This window comes from Nonomuraea purpurea (assembly GCF_042650645.1).
Taxonomy (GTDB): domain Bacteria; phylum Actinomycetota; class Actinomycetes; order Streptosporangiales; family Streptosporangiaceae; genus Nonomuraea; species Nonomuraea purpurea.
The window spans coordinates 334,377-356,363 of record NZ_JBHSBI010000001.1 but is presented as its reverse complement, the minus strand read 5'-3'; the positions used below and the strand labels follow the sequence as shown (position 1 = coordinate 356,363).

The 21,987-nt window shown below is 70.1% G+C and carries 19 protein-coding genes; 3 read left to right on the top strand and 16 right to left on the bottom strand.

Features of this window, described 5'->3' with window-relative positions:
* The 7 genes from ACFOY2_RS01620 to ACFOY2_RS01590 form a co-directional block, all read right to left on the bottom strand.
* Complete coding sequence (locus ACFOY2_RS01620; RefSeq protein WP_379526069.1) at positions 1-501, bottom strand: hypothetical protein; 501 nt, start codon at positions 499-501, stop codon at positions 1-3.
* A gap of 102 nt (positions 502-603) precedes the next feature.
* Positions 604-1,017 (bottom strand): protein kinase domain-containing protein, encoded by a 414-nt coding sequence (locus tag ACFOY2_RS01615; protein ID WP_379526068.1) that lies wholly within the window; start codon positions 1,015-1,017, stop codon positions 604-606.
* Positions 1,018-1,118: 101 nt separating this feature from the next.
* Positions 1,119-3,887, bottom strand: coding sequence for a DUF5682 family protein (locus ACFOY2_RS01610; RefSeq protein ID WP_379526067.1), 2,769 nt, complete (start codon positions 3,885-3,887; stop codon positions 1,119-1,121).
* Between the two features lie 58 nt (positions 3,888-3,945).
* Positions 3,946-5,061 (bottom strand): ATP-binding protein, encoded by a 1,116-nt coding sequence (locus ACFOY2_RS01605; protein WP_379526066.1) that lies wholly within the window; start codon positions 5,059-5,061, stop codon positions 3,946-3,948.
* 11 nt (positions 5,062-5,072) lie between these two features.
* Positions 5,073-6,389, bottom strand: coding sequence for a VWA domain-containing protein (locus ACFOY2_RS01600; protein ID WP_379526065.1), 1,317 nt, complete (start codon positions 6,387-6,389; stop codon positions 5,073-5,075).
* Positions 6,386-7,771: a hypothetical protein gene (locus tag ACFOY2_RS01595; RefSeq protein WP_379526064.1), complete on the bottom strand. Its 1,386-nt coding sequence runs from the start codon at positions 7,769-7,771 to the stop codon at positions 6,386-6,388. Before ACFOY2_RS01595 ends, ACFOY2_RS01600 begins: the two co-directional genes overlap by 4 nt.
* A 46-nt stretch (positions 7,772-7,817) precedes the next feature.
* Positions 7,818-8,312 (bottom strand): hypothetical protein, encoded by a 495-nt coding sequence (locus tag ACFOY2_RS01590; protein WP_379526063.1) that lies wholly within the window; start codon positions 8,310-8,312, stop codon positions 7,818-7,820.
* 206 nt (positions 8,313-8,518) lie between these two features.
* Between ACFOY2_RS01590 and ACFOY2_RS01585 the strand changes: the two genes are divergently transcribed.
* Complete coding sequence (locus tag ACFOY2_RS01585; protein WP_379526062.1) at positions 8,519-9,139, top strand: GntR family transcriptional regulator; 621 nt, start codon at positions 8,519-8,521, stop codon at positions 9,137-9,139.
* A gap of 11 nt (positions 9,140-9,150) precedes the next feature.
* Here the strand turns inward: ACFOY2_RS01585 and ACFOY2_RS01580 are convergent, their stop codons facing one another.
* Positions 9,151-9,447 carry a luciferase domain-containing protein gene (locus ACFOY2_RS01580; protein ID WP_379526061.1) on the bottom strand — a complete coding sequence of 99 codons (297 nt, stop codon included), beginning with the start codon at positions 9,445-9,447 and terminating at the stop codon, positions 9,151-9,153.
* 429 nt (positions 9,448-9,876) lie between these two features.
* Between ACFOY2_RS01580 and ACFOY2_RS01575 the strand changes: the two genes are divergently transcribed.
* Complete coding sequence (locus tag ACFOY2_RS01575; protein ID WP_379526060.1) at positions 9,877-11,829, top strand: glycosyl hydrolase family 18 protein; 1,953 nt, start codon at positions 9,877-9,879, stop codon at positions 11,827-11,829.
* A gap of 46 nt (positions 11,830-11,875) precedes the next feature.
* Here the strand turns inward: ACFOY2_RS01575 and ACFOY2_RS01570 are convergent, their stop codons facing one another.
* Entirely contained in the window at positions 11,876-13,417 is a 1,542-nt protein-coding gene (locus ACFOY2_RS01570) for a M28 family metallopeptidase (RefSeq protein ID WP_379526059.1), read from the bottom strand.
* 133 nt (positions 13,418-13,550) lie between these two features.
* Here ACFOY2_RS01570 and ACFOY2_RS01565 point away from each other — a divergent pair, with 133 nt between their 5' ends.
* Entirely contained in the window at positions 13,551-14,402 is an 852-nt protein-coding gene (locus tag ACFOY2_RS01565; RefSeq protein WP_379526058.1) for an aldo/keto reductase, read from the top strand.
* Positions 14,403-14,459: 57 nt separating this feature from the next.
* Here the strand turns inward: ACFOY2_RS01565 and ACFOY2_RS01560 are convergent, their stop codons facing one another.
* The 7 genes from ACFOY2_RS01560 to ACFOY2_RS01530 all read right to left on the bottom strand — a co-directional run bounded on the left by ACFOY2_RS01560 (position 14,460) and on the right by ACFOY2_RS01530 (position 21,929).
* Positions 14,460-15,827 (bottom strand): sulfatase-like hydrolase/transferase, encoded by a 1,368-nt coding sequence (locus ACFOY2_RS01560; protein WP_379526057.1) that lies wholly within the window; start codon positions 15,825-15,827, stop codon positions 14,460-14,462.
* Positions 15,828-15,842: 15 nt separating this feature from the next.
* Positions 15,843-16,649 carry a carbohydrate ABC transporter permease gene (locus ACFOY2_RS01555; RefSeq protein WP_379526056.1) on the bottom strand — a complete coding sequence of 269 codons (807 nt, stop codon included), beginning with the start codon at positions 16,647-16,649 and terminating at the stop codon, positions 15,843-15,845.
* Complete coding sequence (locus ACFOY2_RS01550; protein WP_379526055.1) at positions 16,649-17,521, bottom strand: carbohydrate ABC transporter permease; 873 nt, start codon at positions 17,519-17,521, stop codon at positions 16,649-16,651. The genes ACFOY2_RS01555 and ACFOY2_RS01550 overlap by 1 nt, the downstream gene beginning before the upstream one ends.
* Positions 17,518-18,792 (bottom strand): extracellular solute-binding protein, encoded by a 1,275-nt coding sequence (locus ACFOY2_RS01545; protein WP_379526054.1) that lies wholly within the window; start codon positions 18,790-18,792, stop codon positions 17,518-17,520. Before ACFOY2_RS01545 ends, ACFOY2_RS01550 begins: the two co-directional genes overlap by 4 nt.
* A 14-nt stretch (positions 18,793-18,806) precedes the next feature.
* Entirely contained in the window at positions 18,807-19,787 is a 981-nt protein-coding gene (locus ACFOY2_RS01540; RefSeq protein WP_379526053.1) for a LacI family DNA-binding transcriptional regulator, read from the bottom strand.
* A 233-nt stretch (positions 19,788-20,020) separates the two neighbouring features.
* On the bottom strand, positions 20,021-21,478 hold the full coding sequence (locus ACFOY2_RS01535) for a multicopper oxidase family protein (RefSeq protein ID WP_379526052.1): 1,458 nt from the start codon (positions 21,476-21,478) through the stop codon (positions 20,021-20,023).
* Positions 21,479-21,635: 157 nt separating this feature from the next.
* Complete coding sequence (locus tag ACFOY2_RS01530) at positions 21,636-21,929, bottom strand: hypothetical protein (protein ID WP_379526051.1); 294 nt, start codon at positions 21,927-21,929, stop codon at positions 21,636-21,638.
* Positions 21,930-21,987: the final 58 nt, after the last annotated feature.

The following is a 21,987-nucleotide window of genomic DNA, read 5'->3' as shown; positions in this document are numbered from 1 at the left end:
TCAACGGAGGTTGGCCAGGCGGTAGCCGTCGCCGTTCTTCCACAGCAGCCAGTCGCCTGCCGCCAGCACGACGTCCGGGCACTTGTAACGCCGGCCGGTGACCGGATCGAGCAGGAACGAAATGGCCCCGGCGTTGTAGGTGATGAGCCGGTTGCCCGCCGTCATCCAGGGGGAGACGCCCTTGTCCGGCTTCGGAACCCCGGGCAGCACGGACACCGACCCCCAGGAGTCGCGCGGCGTCCACCGCAGCGTGTCGCCGGCCACCCAGGCGAACCACTTCCCGGACGCCGCCGCGTACCACTTCTGGTCCGGGTCCTGCATGCGCTGCACGCGAACCCCCTCAGGGAGCGGATGCTCGGCCGTCACCCTGCCCGTCTCGACGTCGATGATCCGCAGCACCTTGTCGTTCGCCCTGTCGGCGGCGAAGAGGTGCGGGTAGGAGAACGCCACTGCCGGCCCGCCCGCCGGCTCCCCGGTCTTGACGCCGGTCTCCAAGGACACTTCAGTCGGCCGGATGGTTGAGTGGCGACGAATTTTCCCTGAACCCCGCTCGCGTTCCCGCCGTATCTCCGGGTGTGAGCGGTGATCGCGCATGAACGCCGATCAGAAAGGACGCGGCACCGGCAGCAGGGACGCCGCGCAGGCCCACCGGACCGGCCTGCGCGGCCTGCCGGGCCGCGGACGCCCGGCCGGGTTCAGCCGCCGAGGCTCCAGATGCGGGCCGTCTGGTCGCGGCTGCCGCTGAGCGCGATCGGCCGGCCCGGCCTCCTGCTCCCCGCTGACCTGCTCAGGCGCCATGTACCCGGGTGTCCCGAACGCACCCGACTGCGTGACGGTGTGGTCGAACGCCCGCGAGATCCCGAAGTCGATGACCACTGGCTCCTCGCCGCCGAGGATGACGTTGCCCGGTTTGAGATCGCGGTGCACGACCCCGGCCCGGTGGATCGCGGCCGTCGCGGCCGCGACGGCGACGGCCGCGCCAGCCCGCCGCCGGCGCGAGCCGTGCAGTCTGACCACCGGTGTGGCGGCCCGCCCCTGCGCGAGCGGGCCGCCTCCGCCCGAGCCGCCCCGCGTCGGGCGGCCCCGCGCGTCCGGGTCACCGGATGCGCGAGCCCAGCTCAGGTCAGGAGCCCCGCCAGCGCCAGCGCGGGCTCAGGGTGCTCCGCCAGCAGCGCGCTCACCTCACGGTGACCGGCCCCGCCGGCCGAGAGCTCCTGCCAGCCTCCTTCGCATCCGAGCAGCCCGGCCACCGCGTCGCAGGCGGCCGGATTCGCCCTGAGCAGTTCGGCCACCGGCTCCGACGCCACCGGAGCGGCGGCGGCCGCAGCGGTCGCGGGCCGGGCCGTCCACGGCGGCGTCCAGGAGTCCACGGCCGCGAGCGTGCCGGGGAAGGTCCGCCCCGCCTCGCGGACGAGCAGCGGCACCAGCTCCCCCGCCTGATCCCGCAGCGTGGTGATCAGCTTGGGCAGCCACGGCAGCAGCACGTTGTCGGGCAGCCGCCCGAACGCCTTCGAGATCACCTCCACCACGAACCCGGACAGTTTGGGCACCGGCTCCATGGCCTGCACGAACCCGGTGATGTACTGCGGGTAGGACGGGATGACCAGCGGGTTGCCCAGCAGCTCGTCGCAGCGCGAACGCAGCTCGGCCATCGGCAGCAGCCCGAGCTGGTGCCGCGCGGCCCACAGCAGCGCCACCTTGGCCGGCGACTCCGGATGCGACTGCAGCACCGCCAGCTCCAGCTGGGCCCGGTCGCAGCCCAGCGCCAGGGCCACGCTCTCCATCGAGAACAGGAACCCCAGCATGGCCGCCACCTGCCGCACGCCGGTGTCGTCGTCCACGAAGGCCGTCGGCAGCAGCGTGCAGTAGTGGGCGTAACCGGAGGTCGCGAACTCCTCGCACCAGGCGGGCAGCTCCGGCTCGTTGGCCCGGTAGTAGGCCATCAGCCGCCGGATCCTGCGCAGCACCTCCGGCGCGTCGTCCACGCTCCGTTCGGCCGCGAGCAGTTCGACGGCCCGCGCCCCGAGCTCGTCGGCGAAGCGCCGGCTGCCCAGGAACAGCACGGCGTCCTCGACCGCCGCCAGCGCGGTGGACGCCGTCGCCTTGGGGTCCCAGACCGAGCGGCGCAGCCGCTGCTCCAGGACCTGCTCGATGCTGATGCCCTCGTAGCCGAGCTCGATGATCGAGCGCTGGTGCTTGCCGAACGACAGGTCCCAGCTTTCCTGGATCGACCGTTCGCCCAGCCCGCGCTCGCCCATGATGGGCCGGACCGCGTCGCTCGGCAGCAGGTAGCGCAGCATCCACAGCAGGTCGGAGCAGGGCACCAGCTCGGGGTTGGCGTTGAGGTCGAGCAGCGCCCGCTGGATCGTGCGCTTGTCCAGGTCCAGCCCGAGCGGCTTGAGCCGGTCGTAGACGTCCTTGGCCAGCGGCGGCAGGGCGTCGTAGCCGACCTCGCCGACGCGGTCGCCGCCGAGCAGGATCTCGCACAGGCGCCGCACGTCGCGGCGGCCCGGCACGACGTCCTTCTCGATGCAGGTGATGGCCGCATCCTGGAAGTCGTACGGCGTGGGCCTGGCCCTGTTGCGGATCCCGGCGAGCAGGATCGAGGTCTCGAAGACCGCGATGGCGTCCGCGGTGCTGGCCAGGTAGCCGTTGCGGCGGGCCAGCCGGACGATGTCGACGCTCCAGCCGAGCAGCTCGGCCTGGTCCAGCTCGTCGAGGGCGGGCGGCTGGGACAGGAACGCGCTCAGCTTGTCGGCCGGAACGCCCACAGGCTTGGGCGCGGGCAGTTTGGCAGCCCGCTTGCGGGCGCCCTTCTGCCCGGCGAGCTGGAACGGGGTCAGCTTGGTGCGGGTCAGCGACTTGGCCCACGACGCCGCCGCGATCGACACCGAGCCGGGCGCCAGCCCGAACTGGGCCTCGATGGCCGAGTGGCTGGACGGGATGAGACCGTAGAGCCACTTGGTCTGCGTGCGCGGGCTGATCTCGAAGTCGGCCGTGGAGTCCAGGCCGAACTGTTCGACGCGGCTGGCGGCGTGGAAGGCGCCGCACACGTACAGGCAGTCGGCCGGGTCGGCCTCCGAGGTGGACAGGTGCTCGCGGATCCTGGTCCACATGTAGCGCTCGCGGTCCTCGTCGACGGCCAGGCGGCCCCCGTCGCGGTTGAGACGGCGGAACAGGCTGCCGATCAGCACCATGACCTGGCGGTAGGTGTCGTAGTCCGCGCCGGAGAGCGGCTGTTCGACGTACTGGTCCCACCATTCGGACCAGTGGCGCACCTTGCCGTGGTGGAGCAGGTGCTCCTCCAGTTCGGCGAAGCGCGGGCGCAGGTCGCCGATCTCGACGCCGACCGCGTCGCCGTGCAGGCCCGCCTCCGCCTCCTTGCCGGACTTTTCCGGCTCCTCCTCCTTGGGCGCCCACTGGAAGACGTGGTCGGTCGAACGGTCGACCAGCACCAGCTCCACGCCCGGCGTTTCGAGCGCGTAGGAGATGGCCTGGTACTCGGCCGACGCCTCCGTGATCGGCGCCACCACGCTGAGCGGCGCCCACGTCTTCGGGAAGCCGTCGATGTCGGTCGCGAACGCCTGCACCGCGACCGGCAGCTTGCAGTTGCGCAGCTCGGTCAGCAGCGGCCGCAGGTCCTCGCAGAGCTCCAGGTAGATGACCTTCGGCTGCTTCTCCCGCAGCCTGCGCACCATCGCCAGCGCCGAGGCCGGCGAATGGTGGCAGACGGGGAAGATCTCCAGCTTCTCGCGCAGCGCCCGATCGACGTCGTCCACCAGCCCCGCCAGGATGTCGGAGACGGCGACGGGACTGTCGGCGAAGACCGCGGCGGCATCGAGGAGCTGCCCGCGAAGCGAGCCGAACGGGCTCGTCTGATCCGTCATGAGCCCTCCTTTGTCGCGCTCATGTTTCCCTGCTCACTGATGACCTCGACAAGCTCGGTCATGAGAGCGTGGCGATGGCCTCGCGGCCGCCCTCGAGGAACTCCGGCCACTCACCGCCGTGCTTCTTGCTGCGGGGCTCGACGACGCCGTGCAGGTACTTGTTCAGGATCGCCAGGTCCTCGGGGCTGCGCCTGGCCAGCGAGCCGACCAGCGAGCTCGCCAGCGTCTGCGCGCGCAGCGTCCTGTCGCCGAAGAAGTTGCTGTGCAGGATGGCGTCCTCCAGCACGCCGATCTGCTCGGCCGTGGACAGCGCCGACTCCAGCTTGTCGTCGTCGCTGGTGGCCGACGCGGCGGCCGAGCGCAGGTCGGCGAAGCTCTGCAGCAGGATGTCCAGCAGCGTCGGCGGCACGTCCAGCTCGATGTGGTGGCGGCGCAGCAGCTCTTCGGTACGGAAGCGGACGATCTCCGCCTCGCTCTTCTTGTTGGTCACCACCGGGATGCGGACGAAGTTGAAGCGGCGCTTGAGCGCCGACGACAGGTCGTTGACGCCCCGGTCGCGGCTGTTGGCGGTGGCGATGATGGAGAAGCCGGGCTGGGCGAAGACGATGTTGTCGTCGTCGAGTTCGGGGATGGAGACGTACTTCTCCGACAGGATCGAGATCAGCGCGTCCTGCACGTCGCTGGTCGAACGCGTCAGCTCCTCGAAGCGGCCGATCACGCCCTTCTCCATCGCCGTCATGATCGGCGAGGGGATCATCGACTCGCGGGACTGGCCCTTGGCGATGACCATGGAGACGTTCCACGAGTACTTGATGTGGTCTTCCGTGGTGCCGGCGGTGCCCTGGACCACGAGCGTGGAGTTACGGCAGATGGCGGCCGACAGCAGCTCGGCCAGCCAGCTCTTGCCCGTGCCCGGGTCGCCGATCAGCAGCAGGCCCCGGTCGGAGGCCAGCGTCACGATGCTGCGCTCGACGAAACTGCGGTCGCCGAACCACTTCTGCGAGATCTCCCGGTCCAGGCCGTCGGCCGGCTCGGAGCCCAGGATGAAGATCCTGATCATGCGCGGGCTGAGCCGCCACGAGAACGGCTTGGGCCTGTCGTCGACGGACTCCAGCCAGTCGAGCTCCTCGGCGAACTTCACCTCGACGGGGGCGCGCAGCATATCGTCACTCATTCGGGGGTCTCCTAGGTGAGGAAGTTCTTGAGCTCGAAGACGAGCTTCTTGATGTGGCCGGAGAGGACCGGGGTGCCCAGGTCCTTGAGTTTCTGGCGGTACCACGGGTCGACGCTCTGATGGCCGGAGCTGTTGACCGAGCCGACGGGGATGAACTTGACCCCCGAGCGGTGGATCGCCTCGAAGTCGGTGATCAACGACCGGTTGTCGTAGAAGTCGGAGATCCACACCATGACGGTGTTGCGCGGATCGGTGATCTTCGGCCGGGCGATGGCCATGGCGACCGTGCCGTCGGTGCCGCCGCCGAGCGTGGTGCGCAGCAGCACCTCGAACGGGTCGTGCACCCACGGGGTCAGGTCGAGGGCCCTGGTGTCGTAGGCGACCAGGTGCACGTCGACCTTCGGCAGCCCCGAGAAGATCGAGGCCAGGATCGTGCAGTTGACCATCGCGTCCACCATCGAGCCCGACTGGTCGACGACCACGATCATCTTGGCCGGGGTGGTGCGGCGGGCGGTCTGCTTGTAGAAGAGCTTGTCCACGTAGAGCCGCTCGTCCTCGGGGCTCCAGTTGGTCAGGTTCTTCCAGATCGTGCGCTCGATGTCGAGGTTGCGGAAGACCCGCTTCGGCGGCACCGACCGGTCGATCTCGCCCACGCTGGCCTTCTCGACCTGGGTGCGCAGCACCTCGGCGACCTCGTCGACGAACCTGCGGATCAGCGCCTTGGCGTTGGCCAGCGCGACGCCCGACAGGTTGGACTTGTCGTGCAGCAGTTGCTCGATGAGCGACATGCTGGGCGTGAGCTGCCTGGCCAACTGCGGGTCGGCCAGCACCTCGCGCAGGTGCATGCGCTTGACCAGGTCGCCCTCGATGCCCGCGAGCACCGCGGCGACCTCCTCGTCACCCGGCCGGTGGCGCAGGCCGCCCGGCTCGCAGCCCATGCCCTTCTCGAACCAGCCCGCGTCCTTCTTCCAGCGTTCGAGCTGGGAGGCCGTGACGTTGCCAGAGCCGGTCTGGAACACGTTGAGCAGGAGCTTGGAGACCAGCGCCGCGCGGCGCACCTCGTCTCCCTCCTCGTGCTCCTTGTCCGCCATCAGGCCCTGCAGCTCCGCTTCCAGGTCGGGGAAGCGCTGCACCAGGGTGTCGACGGACACGCCCGGGTCGAGCAGTGCGGGCGGCAGGCCGAGGTCCTCGACGATGGCCACGCTGGCCGTTTCGAGCGCGGGCTGCTCGTCGGCGCCGAACACCCGCGACAGCAGGCGCCAGTAGAGCACCTGGCGCCGGGTCTCGTCGCTGCCGTGCGTCTCTTCGCTCGTCTGGGTCTCGGTCATTTGCGCAGCAACCGTCCCGCTCTTTCGCGGAGCACGGCGACCGCGTCGCCGGACTTGGCCGCGGCCTTGACCACCTTGGGGTCAGTGGGGCCCATGGCCCAGTCGCCGTTGTGGGCGGTGACGGGCTTCTTCTTGACCGTGGCCTGCACCGCGAGCGGCTGCAGCAGCCACTGGCCGCCGTCCCAGCGCATCAGGCCGAGGCACGCCGACGAGGCGGCCACCAGTTCGGGCGTGAGCGGCCCGCAGGACGGCAACCGGTCAAGGTCGAACGCCAGCGAGCTGCCGCCCAACTGGAGCGACTCGCCGTCGACCCCGTAGCCCTCGATCAGCACCGGCTCGGCGATGCGGACGGGATGGCGGTCGAGCGGCTGGACCGGCGGCGCGACGGCGGCGCCGAGCTGGACCCTGGCGGTCGTGAACGGGTCGGCCTCCTCTCCGGCGCCGGCCCGGTCGTCGTGCCACACGAGGTCGCCGCCGGCCAGCAGCGGCATGTCGGTGAGGTCGAGGCTGCGGTGCTCGGCCAGCGCGCTCAGCAGCACCGGGTAGGCGCTCAGCAGCCGCCACACGGCCGGGCCGACGATCGTGTCGACCTTGGCCGCCGCCACGCTCGTGCGGACGAGCCTGGACGGAGCCCCGCCCGACGGCTCCAGGATGCCGTGGACCTGCACCCGCACCACCGTGCCGTGCTCGTGCACGTCGGCGCCGAGGATGAGCAGCCGCCCCGACACCTGCTCGGCGCCGCCGTTCCACGGGCCCTTCTGGGCCAGCAGCATGCCGCGCGTCCACAGGTCGCCCCACCTGCGCGCGGGCAGGCGGTCCATGGTGCCGACCGGGCTCGAGGCCCGCAGCTCTGCGGCCAGGCCGTCGAGCAGCACCGCCAGGCCGCGCAGCTCCGGCACCGGGAGCAGGGCCTCGATCGTCTGGTCGGCGGCGGAGACCAGGTCGTGGTCGACGCCGCGCCAGCCCGCGATGGCCAGCTCGCGCAGCCACTGGCGGCAGCCGGCCAGCAGGTTGCCCGCGACCTCGCTCTCGCCTGGCACGGGCTCCCATGGGGCGCGCGTGCGGCCCAGCGCCGCGTCGAGGCTGCCGAGCAGGGCGTCGTGCACCGAGCCGAGCAGCGCGGCCCGCGCGCCGGCCAGCGCCGCCAGGTGCTCGTCCGCGACCGACCCGGCGACCACCTTCTCCACGGCCTCGCCCAGGCGATCGCCGAGCGGGCTCCCGGCCAGCGTGCCCGCCAGGGCGGCCAGCGCCGCGCCCGGCTCCTCGCCGAGCCGGGCGAACCCGTGCGTGAGCGCGTCGTCGAACCCCGCGACCAGGTCGAGCGCCTCGGCGACGCCGTCGGGCGTGCCGCCGCTCACCTCTCCAAGCTGAACGTCAAGCATCAGCCCACCTCACCTTCGTGCCGCCGGCCAGGCCGCATATCGGACGTCATGACCGCACCGCCCCCATCGCCGGGAACCAGTGCAGCTCAGCCAGCGGCTCGATGCTGTCGGGCACCTCCAGATAGGCCAGGTGGCGCAGGAACCGGCTGAACACCACGGCCGCCGGGGTGCGCTCGACCTGCGAGTCGAGGCTGTGAATCAAGCTGCCGCCCTCGGGCACCTCGACGCGCAGGTAGCGGGCCACCCGGTCGAGCCCGTACTGCAGGATCGCCTCGTCGGCCAGCATGCGGATGTGCTTGCAGGCGTAACCGTGCAGCGCGCCGCACGGCCGGTTGTTGTTGGTGCTGCAGCTCAGTCCGTGGCTGCCGGCGGTGATCGACGAGACGTAGACCCGTTCGATGTCGGATCCGCTCGACACGACGCCCTGCAGCCGGCCGTCTGCCAGTTCGACGAACGGCACCTTCGCCAGTTTGCGCGGTTCGACGGGCGAGACCACCCGTACCACGCTGCGTCTGTCCCACGCGGTTTTGTCCGCGTCCACGACCTCAAAACCTCCCGCCCCGGCCGCTCACGGCGCAGGCGGAAGTGCCCGCTCCTTCGCGAACGGCTGATCAATGATCCGGGAACTTACCCCACCTCACCGACAGAACGGATGTAATTGATCAAAGCGCTTGTCCTCCGCCCCCGGGAGAATTGTCGATAATATTGTTGACGACGGTGGGTGTCCGACGAACGGGAGAGGACCGCGTGACCACGCTGACCGACCGCATCAGGGCGGCCATACTCGGCGGCGACTTCGTGCCCAACCAGCGCCTGGTGGAAGCGGACGTGTGCGAGCAGTTCGGCGCCACCAGGGCGGCCGTGCGCGAGACGCTCAAAGAGCTGGCCGGCGAGGGGCTGGTCGAGATCCTGCGCAACAAGGGCGCCCGCGTCCGGGCCATCTCCAAGGCGGAGGCCGTCGAGATCACCGAAGTCAGGATGGTGCTCGAAGGGCTGTCGGCCGCCAAGGCCGCCGAGCGGGTCACGCCCGGCCAGGCCGACCAGCTCCGGGCGATCGTCGCGGAGATGCGCCAAGCCGTCGGGGGCAACGACCTCGACCGCTATTCGGAGCTGAACGCCGCCCTGCACGCCAAGGTCCGCGAGATCGCCGACCACCGAACCTCGGCCTCGATCATCGAACGGCTGGGGGCGCAGGTCGTGCGGCACAAGTTCCGCCTGGCCCGGCAGCCGGGGCGGGCCGCGCTGTCGCTGCCGCAGCACGAACTGATCGTGGCCGCGATCGTCGCAGGCGACCCCGAGGCCGCCCAGACGGCCATGCAGCAGCACCTGCGCAGCGTCGCCAAGACCCTGGAGGCCGCCACCGACTGACGATCGGCGCCCTAGGGCACGTGGGCCTTGATCGCCACGCTCGTCAGCGCGAACAGCAGCTCCAGGTCGGGCTCCGCTTCGACCTGGACGGCCACCCAGGCCCCATCGGCGCACTCGTGGACCTGGACGCACTCGCGCAGGTAGTGCCCGAGCCGGTCGATCGCGGGCGCGGTCAGACGCACCTGCACCTGGTCAGGGCCGGACAGCCGGAGGATCTCGGTGCCGCGCACCGCGAACGTCAGACCCCGCCTGGTGTCGCTCGCCGCCAACGCCGGCCAGGATCGCAATTCGGCCACCGCGCGAGCCACGTAGGGTCCACGCCGTTCAGCCGCCCGTCGCCAGACGGTAATTCCTGCCACACCTTAATGCTGCGCTATATTCGGCCTCCGCGTCAGCGCTCGTTCTGCAACCGTTACCGGCGAGACCGAAATCGGTCAATAATGCACGATCAACCACGTGGCGACGGTGATGTGCGGCCGATCACCCGCAAAGTGATCAAATCGCCTTTGAGCAAATGACGATCTTTGTCTCGGGCTCGATCGCGTCGGCGGAACGTCACTCCCCACCGACCCGGACCGGCGCGACCTCCACACGCCCACCTGATCGCGACGTCGGCGATTTCGTGTATTGACGCTGCCGCAGGCAGGGGTTAACGTCGTGTCATAACTGACAGGAAACTTTCCTAATAGTTTGCGTGACATCCCACCCTCCCACCCCCAACCGGATGTCGGAGCGTCATGAAACACACCATCCTGAGCAAGATCCTCGCCGGGCTGGCGGCGGTGCTGCTGCCTCTCACCGCCGCGGTCGTGGCCCCGCCCCCCGCCTCGAGCGCCACCGCCGCCTTCGCCGCATGGGCCCCGTGGACGGCGTACGCGACGGGCGCCCGCGTCACGTACAACGGCGTCGAGTACGAGTGCGTCCAGGCGCACACCTCGCAGCCCGGCTGGGAGCCGCCGAACGTACCGGCCCTGTGGAAGCCCACGGGCGGCGGCGGCACCGACACGAGCCCGCCGTCCGTCCCCGGTAACCTGCGCTCCACGGGCGTCACCAACACCAGCGTCGCCCTCGCCTGGAACGCCTCCACCGACAACGTCGGCGTCACCGGCTACGAGGTATACCGAGGCAGCACCCTCGTCACCACCGTCACCGGCACCACCCACACCGACACCGGACTGACCGCCGGCACCGCCTACACCTACACCGTCCGCGCCCGCGACGCCGCCGGCAACCGCTCCGCCAACAGCAACAGCGTCACCGCCACCACAACCGGCGGAGGCGGAACGGACACGAGCCCGCCGTCCGTGCCCGGCAACCTGCGCTCCACCGGCGTCACCAACACCAGCGTCGCCCTCGCCTGGAACGCCTCCACCGACAACGTCGGCGTCACCGGCTACGAGGTATACCGAGGCAGCACCCTCCTCACCACCGTCACCGGCACCACCCACACCGACACCGGACTGACCGCCGGCACCGCCTACACCTACACCGTCCGCGCCCGCGACGCCGCCGGCAACCGCTCCGCCAACAGCAACAGCGTCACCGCCACCACGACCGGCGGAGGCGGAGGCGGCGGGAACAAGGTGATGGGCTACTTCGTCCAGTGGGGCGTCTACCAGCGCGGCTACCACGTCAAGAACATCGACACCAGCGGCTCGGCGGCCAAGCTGACGCACATCAACTACGCCTTCGGCAACGTGCAGAACGGCCAGTGCACGATCGGCGACAGTTACGCCGACTACGACCGCTTCTACCAGGCGGGCGAGAGCGTGGACGGCGTCGCCGACACCTGGGACGCCGGCGCGCTGCGCGGCAGCTTCAACCAGCTCCGCAAGCTCAAGAAGAAGTACCCGAACCTGAAGGTGCTGTTCTCCTTCGGCGGCTGGACCTGGTCGGGCGGCTTCACCCAGGCCGCGCAGAACCCGACGGCCTTCGCCAACTCCTGCTACAACCTGGTCGAGGACCCGCGCTGGGCCGACGTCTTCGACGGCATCGACATCGACTGGGAGTACCCGAACGCCTGCGGCCTGTCCTGCGACAGCAGCGGCCCGGCGGCGTTCAGGAACGTCATGTCGGCGATGCGCTCCCGCTTCGGCTCCGGCAACCTGGTCACCGCGGCCATCACCGCCGACGGCACCAACGGCGGCAAGATCGACGCGGCCGACTACGGCGGCGCGGCGCAGTACGTGGACTGGTACAACGTCATGACCTACGACTACTTCGGCGCCTTCGCCCCGCAGGGCCCGACGGCCCCGCACTCGCCGCTCACCTCCTACTCCGGCATCCCGACCGCCGGCTTCTACTCCGACGCCGCCATCCAGAAGCTCAAGAGCAAGGGCGTGCCGGCGAGCAAGCTCCTGCTCGGGCTCGGCTTCTACGGCCGCGGCTGGAGCGGGGTCTCGCAGTCCGCGCCGGGCGGCACGGCCTCGGGTCCCGCGCCGGGGACCTACGAGCAGGGCATCGAGGACTACAAGGTGCTCAAGACGCGCTGCCCGTCCACCGGGACGGTCGCGGGCACGGCGTACGCCTACTGCGGCAACCAGTGGTGGAGCTACGACACGCCGGCCACGATCGGCGGCAAGATGAGCTACTCGAAGAACCAGGGCCTGGGCGGCGCGTTCTTCTGGGAGCTCAGCGGTGACACCACCAACGGCGAACTGATCACGGCCGTGAAGAACGGCCTGGGCTGACCTGAAGGGCGCCCGCACCCATGAGGTGCGGGCGCCTTTCATGCGCTCAGCCGGTCGCGTCCGCGGGCCGGTGGCCCTGGGCGGTGGCGGCGCGGCTGGAGGCGGCGGCGGTCGGCGCGGCGCCGATCGTGCCGGTGTCGAAGGCGTAGGTGGCCGTCAGCGTCGCGATGGCGTCGGCGTTCACGTCCAGCGCCTTGTCGTTGATGTTCTTGATCGTGTCGCAGGCGCTGTGGTAGCAGGGATCGAGCGGAATCCCCGCCGTGCCGCCGAAGATCGCGGCCTCCTCGGCGGTCTTGAGCTGCTCGGCCCCGGTGAACAGGCCGCCGGCCGGGATCCCGGCCGCGATGAACGCCCCGTAGTCCGAGCGCCCCGTGAACGCCGTCCCCTTGAAGGGCAGCCCGCGCCCGGCGAAGAACTTCTCGAAGTCCTCCTCGATCACGTCCGATCCGGGCGGACCTGCGGTGCCGAACGCGTCGCCGTCGCCGTCGTAGATGCCGAACGTGTAGTTGGGCGAGCCGATCATGTCGAAGTTGAGGTAGAGCGCGATCTTGGCTCGTTCTTCCTCGCTCAGCGACGCGACGTAGTGTTCCGAGCCGAGCAGCCCGAACTCCTCGGCGCCCCAGAAGGCGAAGCGCACCTGGTTCTTCGGCTTGGTCTTGGCGAACTGCAGCGCCACCTCCAGGATTCCGGCGCTGCCCGAGCCGTTGTCGTTGATGCCGGGCCCCTCCTGGACGCTGTCCAGGTGCGCGCCGAGCATGACGACGTTGTCCGGGTTCCCCTTCCTGGTCTTGGCGATCACGTTGTAGGTGGTCCTGGTCTCGACGACCGGGTCCCAGTTCATCGTGACCGTGGTGCCCGCGGTGGCCGCCAGTTCCCGGCCGACGGCGAAGCTTGCGAAGAACGAGGGGATCGTCACGCCGGGCCCGCCGAGCACCGGGTTCAGGTCCACCTCGGTACGGCCTTCCTGCCCCTCGTTGAACACGATGGCGGCCGAGGCTCCGGCGGCCATGGCGTTGTCCACCTTGATCCGGAAGTTGCAGGTGCCGCGCTGCATGAGCGCGACGTTGCCCGCGACGAACCCGTCGAAGTCGCTCGCCTCACAGCCGGAGGTCGAGCTGTTGACGGGGCCGGGCGGCAGCACCAGGTCGACGGCCTGGATCGTGCCGCTGACGGCCCCGGAGGGCGAGTCGCCCATGGCCACGTAGTCGCCGAAGAACCCGTGGGTGTAGGTCTTGGGCTCCTGGCTGGTCCGCTTGAGCACGGGCGGAGTGACGTACCCGTCGAAGGTGAACTCGAACGGCTGGACGGTCACGTCGTAGCCGGCGCCGCGCAGCTTGCGCACGACGTAGTCGCGGGAGGCGTCGAAGCCTGGCGTGCCGGACACCCGGGTGCCGCCGTTGGCGCCGGCGATCGCCTCCAACTCCCGCAGGTGCTTCTTGACGTTCTTGCCGGAGACGGCCTTGACGAGCTTGTGGACGTGGTCCTTGCCCTGGTGGGCGCCGGCGGGGGCGGCGAAGGCGAGCGGTGACAGGGCCACGGCGACGGCGGTGACGCCGCCCAGCAGGCCCTTACGCAGACGGGAACGCATGGTTGCTCCTCGGGACGCGCAGGAACGGGATGTGATGCGCGCGTAGCCCGAAACGTATTCAGCAATCCGGCGTATAGGAAGATTGATCCCATATCCATTGCATCACGGACATAACTTCGTTCAGGGAGTCCTCATGTCTATCTCGCTCCAGTCCTCCGGCACCTTCGCCGTGGGCGGCAAGACCGTCCACCGCCTCGGGTTCGGCGCCATGAGCCTGACAGGGCCGGGCGTCTGGGGTCCGCCGCGCGACCACGACGAGGCCGTACGGGTGCTGCGCCGGGCCGTCGAGCTGGGCGTGGACCTCATCGACACGGCCGACTCCTACGGGCCGTACGTCAGCGAGGAGATCATCAAGGAGGCCCTGCACCCCTACCCCGAGCGGTTGCTGACCGCGACCAAGGCCGGATTCGTGCGCACGGGGCCTGGCCAGTGGCACGTCGTGGGCCGGCCCGCGTACCTGCGGCAAGAAGTAGAGATGAGTCTGCGCCGGCTCGGGCTGGAGCGCATCGACCTGCTCCAGCTCCACCGCATCGACCCGGACGTGCCGCTGGAGGACCAGCTCGGCGAGCTGAAGGCGCTCCAGGACGAAGGCAAGATCGCGTGCGTCGGCCTGTCGGAGGTGAGCGTCGAGGAACTGGAACGCGCGCGGCGCATCGTCGACATCGTCACCGTGCAGAACCGCTACAACCTCACCAACCGCGTCTCCGAGAACGTGCTGGAGCACTGCGAGGCGCAGGGCATCGGGTTCATCCCCTACAGCCCCATCGCCAAGGGCGCGCTGGCGGCGCCCGGCAGCCCGGTCGACCACGTCGCCAAGGCCGTCGGGGCCACGCCCGCCCAGGTCAGCCTGGCCTGGCTGCTGGCCCGCTCGCCGGTGATGATGCCGATCCCCGGCACCTCCACGGTCGCCCACCTGGAGGAGAATCTGGCGGCCTCCACGGTGTCGCTGACCCCCGAGCAGGTCACGGAGCTGGCGGCACGCTGAAACCGCGCCGCCCTCGGCCCGTCGCGCGCCGGCCCCGGACGGCTGCGGCCTGACCGGTTACGCCCCGGTGGGCCGCTGGTGACCGAACCTGACCGGCTTGGCCCCGTGCAGCCGCACCGCCGGGTCGGTCATCGCCTGCTCGCGCGCCGGACGCGGCACGGCCGCCTCGATGACCGGCTCCTGCTCCCCCGCCGCCGCGATCCGGCCCGCCAGGCGTTCGCGCAACTGCGCCGCCAGCTCGGCGTGCGAGGGCAGCCCCGCCAGGTTGACCAGCTCGTGGGGGTCGTTGGCCAGGTCGTACAGGGCCTGTTCACGGTAGCGGGCCGCGCCGGGGTCGTCCCACGGGTGGGCGTCCTCGGCGACGGCGTAGTACTTCCACCGCGAGGTACGGATGCCGCGCCCCACCTCCGACTCGCTCACCTGGAAGAACACCTCCTCGGGCCAGGCGGCCCCCGGGTCGCGCACGAGCGGCAGGAACGAGCGGCCCTGCATCTCCTCCGGCACCGGCAGCCCGGCGGCCTCCAGGAGCGTGGGCGGCAGGTCGATGGTGCTGACCGGGCGAGAGATCGCGCCGCCCCCGTCGAAACCGGGGCCGCGCAGCGCCAGCGGCACCCGCAGCGAGGCGTCGTGGCAGGAACGCTTGTACTCGCCGTTGCGGGTCTTGAAGTGGTTGCCGTGGTCGGAGGTGTAGGCCACGATCGTCTCGTCCAGCAGGTCCATGCTGCGCAGCGCGTCCAGCAGCCGGCCCAGGCCCTCGTCCAGGCGTTTGACCTGGCCCAGGTAGCCGCCCATGTGCTGGTGGGCGGTGCCGCCGAGCGCGGCCAGGTCCGGCGGCATCCAGCTTCCCTGGTAGCGCTCCTCGTAGCCGTCGGGGGCGGGGTAGTTGTCCACCTCGTTCTGGTGGTGCGGTTCCAGCAACGACACGAACAGGTAGAACGGCTCGTCGTGGTGGTCGGCCACGAACCTGATCGCCGCGTCCACGAGGGCGTCGGAGCGGTAGCCGGGCAGCAGGACGGGGTCGTTGGCCTCGTCGTAGACGATCGTCCGGTAGGCGTCGGAGGTGTGCTCAAGCGCGTTGGCGGCCAGCCACGACCGGTAGCCGCCGCGCTGGCCGTCCGGCACGGGATCGCCACCGCCCAGGTGCCACTTGCCGATGTAGCCGGTGGCGTAACCGGCCGCGCCGAAGTGGTGGGCCAGCGTGCGCTCCTGCGGCGGCAGGACGCGGCCGTTGCGGTAGACGCCCGTCGTGGTCGGGTAGCGGCCCGTCTGCAGCGCCGCGCGCGCGGGTGCGCACACCGGCTGCGGGGTCAGCGCGACCGTGGCCTGGGTGCCGCGCCTGGCCATGGTGTCGAGGTTCGGGGTGAGCGGGCCGACGGTGTCCCACCGCTGCTGGTCGGTGAAGACGACGATCACGTTCGGGGGCAAAAGGGAGGCTCCTAACTAGCGAAGGCCGGTGAGGGCGATGCCGCGGACGAAGTATCGCTGGGTGAAGATGAACAGGACGGCGGTGGGGACGAACAGGATCACCGACCCGGCGGCCGTCAGGTGCCACAGCGTGAAGTACTCCTGGTTGAACAGGGTGAGCCCGACCGGGATGGTGCGCATCTCGGGGGTCGAGGTGGCGACCAGCGGCCAGAGGAACTCGTTCCACTGGAAGACGAAGGTGAACAGTCCGAGCACGGCCAGCGCCGGCCGCGTCTGCGGCAGGATGACGCTGCGGTAGATGCGCAGCTCCGAGGCCCCGTCGATGCGGGCGGCGTTGATCAGGTCGTCGGGGATGGGCTGGATGAACTGCCGCATGAGGAAGATCCCGAACGCGTCCATGAGGAACGGCGTGATCAGCCCCTGGTAGGTGTCGAGCCACCCCATGTTGGCCATCAGCACGTACAGCGGGATCATCCGCACGAAGAACGGCACCATCAGCGTGGCCAGCAGCGCCACGAAGAGGGTGTTGCGCAGCGGGAAGCGGAACTTGGCGAACACGTACCCGACGAGCGGGTCGAACAGCAGGTGCGCCAGCGTGATGGCGCCCGCCACGACGAGACTGTTGACGATGAAGTTCCCGAACGGCGCCCGGCTGAACAGCTCGGCGTAGTTGCCCCACTGGGGCGAGTCGGGCCAGATCACGGCGTTGGCCGACAGCGTCTCCGCCTCTGTCTGCAGCGACAGCGAGAGCATGTAGAGCAGCGGCACGATCATGATCAGGCCGGCCAGGACGAGCAGCGTGTACAGCAGCGGTCTGCGCATCAGTAGGTGACCTCCCCGCGCCTGCCCGCCCTGAGCTGGACCAGCGTGAACGCCACGATCACGATCAGCAGCAGCACCGACTGCGCCGATGAGTAGCCGAAGTCGCGGGTGCGGAAGGCGACGTTGAAGATGTGGAAGACCGACAGGTCGGTGGCGTCGCCGGGCCCGCCGCCCGTGATGATGTACGCCTGCCCGAACGCCTGCAGCCCCGAGATGACCGCCATCACCGACACGAACAGCGTGGTCGGCGCGAGCAGCGGCAGCGTGATCCGCCAGAACCGGCGCCAGGCGTCCGCCCCGTCGATCTTGGCGGCCTCGTGGTAGGTCTCGGGGATGCCCTGCAGCCCGGCCAGGAAGAGCACCATCGTGTAGCCGACGCTCTGCCAGAGCGTGACGGCGGCGATCGTGAGCAGCGGGGCGGTGTTGAGCCACTGCTGCTCGGGCAGCCCGGCCGCGCCCAGTACCCGGTTCAGCACGCCGAGTTCGGGGTCCAGGATGTTGCGCCAGAGCAGCCCGACGATCGCCACCGACGTCAGGTACGGCACCAGCAGCAGCACCCGGAAGATCACCCGGCCTTTGAGCGGCTGGTCGAGCGCCATCGCCAGGGCCAGCCCGAGCACGATCGACCCCACGACCACGGCCACCGAGAAGGCCACCGTGACCACGAACGAGTGGCGCACCGCGGGGTCGGCCAGCGCCTGGGCGTAGTTGCCGAGCCCGTTCCACTGGTCGGCCTGCGGCCCGGTGCGCAGGCTGGTGGCCACCACGTTGCCGATCGGCAGGTAGAAGAAGGCGGCGAAGAACAGGATGGCGGGCAGCAGGAACAGGTAGGCGGTCCTGGCGTACCGCCCAGACAGAGTGCGGGGCCTCACTTGAGGAAGCCCTCCGCGCTGCGGCTGAAGGCGGCCAGGGCTTCGGCGGCCGGCTGGTTCTGGATGAGCACCTGCTGGTACATGACCTTGAGCTGCTCCTCCCACTTGCCGAGCTGCCCGGTCAGGCGCACCTGCTGTGAGGAGTCCTTGGCGATGGGCAGCGCGTCGGCGAAGACCTTGATGGCCGGGTCCGACTGCACCTCGGGCTGGTCGGCCCAGCTCTTGCGGGGCATGAGCATGCCGGTCTCCTTGGTCGCGGCCCGCTCGACCTCCAGCGCGGTGATGCGCTTGATGAAGTCCCACGACAGGTCGGGCCTGGCCGCCTTGGCCGGCACGAACATGCTCACCCCGGCCGCCTGCGTGGCCTCGACCTTGTGCTTCAGCGGCGGCGCGACGCCGAGCTCGATGTCGGGGCTGGTCTTCTTGATCGGGTCGAGGTCCCACGGCCCGGTGAGGATCATCGCGGCGCGTTTGGCGGAGAACAACTTCTGCGGGCCCGAATAGTCGGTGCCCGACACCGGCACCGGGGCCACCTTGTGCTTGTGGACGAGGTCGGCCTGGAACTGCAGGGCGGCGACCGCGTCCGCGACCGGCGTCATGACCTTGCCCGTCGCCGGGTCATAGGGGGTGACGCCGGCCTGCACCATCCACGGCCAGACGTAGAGGTAGTCCTGGTTGAGCGCGACGCCGTACACGTCGTCCTTGGTCAGCTTCTTGGCCGCCTCCAGGAACTCCTCCCAGGTCGTCGGCGGTTCGACGCCGGCGTCCCTGAGCATGGCCTTGTTGTACAGCAGCGTGTTGCAGGTCAGGTGGAGCTGCACGCCGTACACCTTGCCCTGGTAGGAGTTGCGCTCGACGGTGACGGGCTGCCAGTCGGAGGGGAAGCCCATCGCCGCGCCGTCGCGGTCGACGTAGTCCTGCAACGAGCGCGCGTTGCCGGAGACGGCGAACTCCTGCACCCACCCGCCGGGCTCCTCGACCAGGTCGGGCACGGTACCGGAGGCGAAGTCGGCCAGCAGCCTGGTGCGCAGGTCGGGCCACTGGTACTTCTGCAGGTTGACCTTGACCTTGTTGGCCTGCTCGAACTCGGCGATCACCGTGCGGTAGGCCTGGTAGTCGTGGCCGGCGTTCCAGTAGATCGTGAACGTCCCAGGCGCGGCCGCCGGCGCGGTCGGGGCCCCCGCGCATGACGACAGGACGGGGACGGCGGCGGCCGCCCCGGCCAGGCGGAGCAGGTCGCGGCGGGACAGATGGGAGAGATTGGGGGACATCTCGGTTTTCCCTTCTAAGAAGAGCCCCGCCGCAGGAAGGTCCAGGCGCGGACGATCTCGCGGCCGGGCAGGGCCTCCTCGGCCTGGAGGCGGTCGAACAGCAGGCGCGCGACGTCGGTGTAGTCGTGCCTGAGCGGGCCGATGGTGCTGAGCTGCGGGTTGGTGATGAGACCTTCGTCGATGTTGCCGGCGCCGATGATCGCGACGTCGTCGGGAACGCGCAGCCCGGCGTCCCTGGCGGCCCAGATCGCGCTGATGGCGGCCCGGTCGGAGGCGGCGAAGATCGCGTCGGGCCGGTCGGGTGAGCGCAGCAGATCGGCGGCGGTCTGGTAGGCCGAGACGCGGTCGTCCGCTCCCGAGGTGATGATCCGCTCACTCACGCCGTGCCGGTCGAGCGCCGTGGTGTAGCCCAGCAGGCGCCCTGCGGGCCGGTCGCGGTGGAGCTCGTGGCGGTGCGCCAGGAACGCGATGCGCCGCCTGCCCTGCTCCAGCAGGTGCTCGACCGCCTCCGCGGACGCCTCCGTCTCCGGGGTGCGGACGACGTCGCAGCCCTCCAGCCCGCTCTCGTTGCTCATCACCACCATGGGCAGCCCGGTGGCGGCGAGCCCGGCGAGCAGGTCGTGGGTGAGGTGCCCGCCCACGACGTTGATCAGCGCGCCGTCGGCGATCCCGCCGCGCAGCACGTCGATGGCGGCCTTCGCGCGGGCCTCCGAGTAGACGGACAGCGTGATCACGGAGTAGCCCCGCGCGTCGGCCATCTCGTGCAGGTCGGTGGCCAGCCGTTCATCGGTGGGCACACCGCCGAGTGAGCTGAGCACCAGGCAGATGCGCTGGGTCCGGCGTTTGCGCAGGCTCCGCGCGGCCTGGTTGGGGGTGTAGCCGAGCTGCCTGGCCGCGTCGAGCACCCGCTGCCGCGTCTCGGCGGCCACGGGACGGTCACGGCCGCTGAGCACGTAGGAGACGGTCGCCACCGACACGTTCGCCAGCTCTGCCACTTGTCGCGCTGTTGGTCTCATGTTAGTCGAATAACCTAGCATTCCCTACGGGGATATGGGGAATCTGATGGCCTGGGATCTCGGGTTCTCCTGGACATGGCGGGCTGTCGTCACACCATGTCCATCTCTGATGTGAAACGATTAACACCATATTTCGCGCGAGCCCCTCGATCAATCCCCCGGCGCGCCCGGGTTCTCCCCAAGGCGCCCCGGGCGACTGCGGCTTCGGCGTCTCAGTGATGCATGGTGTGCGAGGCCCGGCGTGGCGGCCTGCCGTACCCGAACGTGCCCATCATCCCCTGCTCCTGGTGATACAGGTTGTGGCAGTGGAACATCCACTCGCCGGGGTTGTCGGCATGCACGTCGATGTTCAGTCGTTCCCGCGGCTTGATGTTCACGGTGTCCTTGCGCGGCCCGCGCATCCCGTTCGAGCGCAGCTGGAAGGTGTGCCCGTGCAGGTGCATCGGATGCCACATGGGCGACTGGTTGTGCAGGACGATCCGGACCGTCTCCCCCCGGTCCACGCGCAGCCGCATCGGGTCATTGGCGAGCTTGCCGTTGAGCGTCCACTCGTTGCCCGACGGACGCATGCCCAGCGCCACGGTGAGGGTCCTGGACGGGCGGGGCAGGTGATCGTGGTGGCGGGCGTTCAGCTCGCGGTACTGCAACATCTTCCCGTCGAGCTGCGTCACCTTGGCCTTCGGCGACGGCGCGGCGGCCCCCGGCGAGGTGCGCACGATCGCCATCGCCTGCCCTCCCTTGCCCTCGGCGGACGCGACCAGCGGGAACGCCCCCGAACCGAGCGTCACCAGGAAGTCGTAGCGCTCGCCCATCCCGATGATGAAGGTGTCCACGGTCACCGGCCTGCACGGGAACCCGTCGGTGTGGGTGACGGTCATGCGGTGGTCGCCGAGCGCGAAACGGAACGGGGTGTCGGCGGAGGCGTTGATCACCCGGAACCTGATCCGCCGCCCCGGCCGGGAGTCGAACGTCACGGGCGCCTCGGGCACGCGCCCGTTGATCAGGTAGTGCGGGTGCCGCAGCTCGGCGGACACCCCGCCCATGACCGTGCTGCGCAGGGTGTCGTCGTGGTCGGTGCTGGCGTTCAGCTTGCGCAGGGCGTCGTCGGGGGTGCCGTCGATGCCGTCCAGCCAGTCGTCGAGCACGACCGTGAACTCGTCGTCGTACCCGAGCGGCTCGCGCGGGTCGGCGATGATCAGCGGCCCGTACAGGCCGCGGTCGAGCTGCATGCCGACGTGCGAGTGGTAGAAGTACGTCCCCGGGTCGGGCACCGTGAAGACGTAGTCGAACGTTTCGCCCGGCCGGGTGGCCGCCTGCGTGTAGCCGGGCGCGCCGTCCATGGCCGGGTCGATCCTGATGCCGTGCCAGTGCACGGTGGTCGGGTCGGGCAGCGCGTTGACCAGCCGCACGGCGACCCTCTCACCGGCGGTCGCCACGATGGACGGGCCCGGCACGAGATCGTCGTAGGCCCAAGTGGCGACCGTGCGCCCGCCCAGGTCGATGGTGGCGGGCCCGGCCCGCAGCACCATCCCCCGAGGCCGCGCCGCTCCCCTGGGCGACGTCGCCCCGAGCGCCGCGTTTCCCCCGGGCGCCACAGCGGCGCCCAGTGCGGCGAACGCGCCGCTGATCAACAGCCTGCGCGAAACCCGCGCGCCTGACAGCCGTTCCACAACCATCTCCCCCCGGTCCCCTTGGGACGGTAACGGAGAGTGATCAAGGAGGCAGCGCGCCACGCCCGTGGATCAGTCCTTTACTTGATCTTCCCTGAGCGGCACGGCGGGCGCCGGGTGACGCGACCGGCGCCCCGCCGTTGTGCCCCGTCCGGCGCTACCGGGGGACGTACACGCTGCCGCCTTCCGCGAAAATCGTGGAGCCCGGCTGGACCACGCCGAGGGACTTGGCCCGGCAGTTGGAGTCGCTGAACATCTGGACCGGGGTGTCGGTCCCGTTGCTGACCGCCAGCGGCCGCCCGGCGGTGTTGTAGCAGCCCACGGTGGGGTTGACGTAGTAGTTGCCGCTGAGGGACAACGTTCCCTGAGCTGCCCACGCGGGACAGATCGGGGACACCGCCGTCACTGAGGCGGCGGCGAGGACGGCGAGTGCCTTGGCGATGGGTCGCATGGGTTCTCCTCTGGCTGAGCTGGGGCGACGATGACGCCACCCATTGCAGTCATTCGAT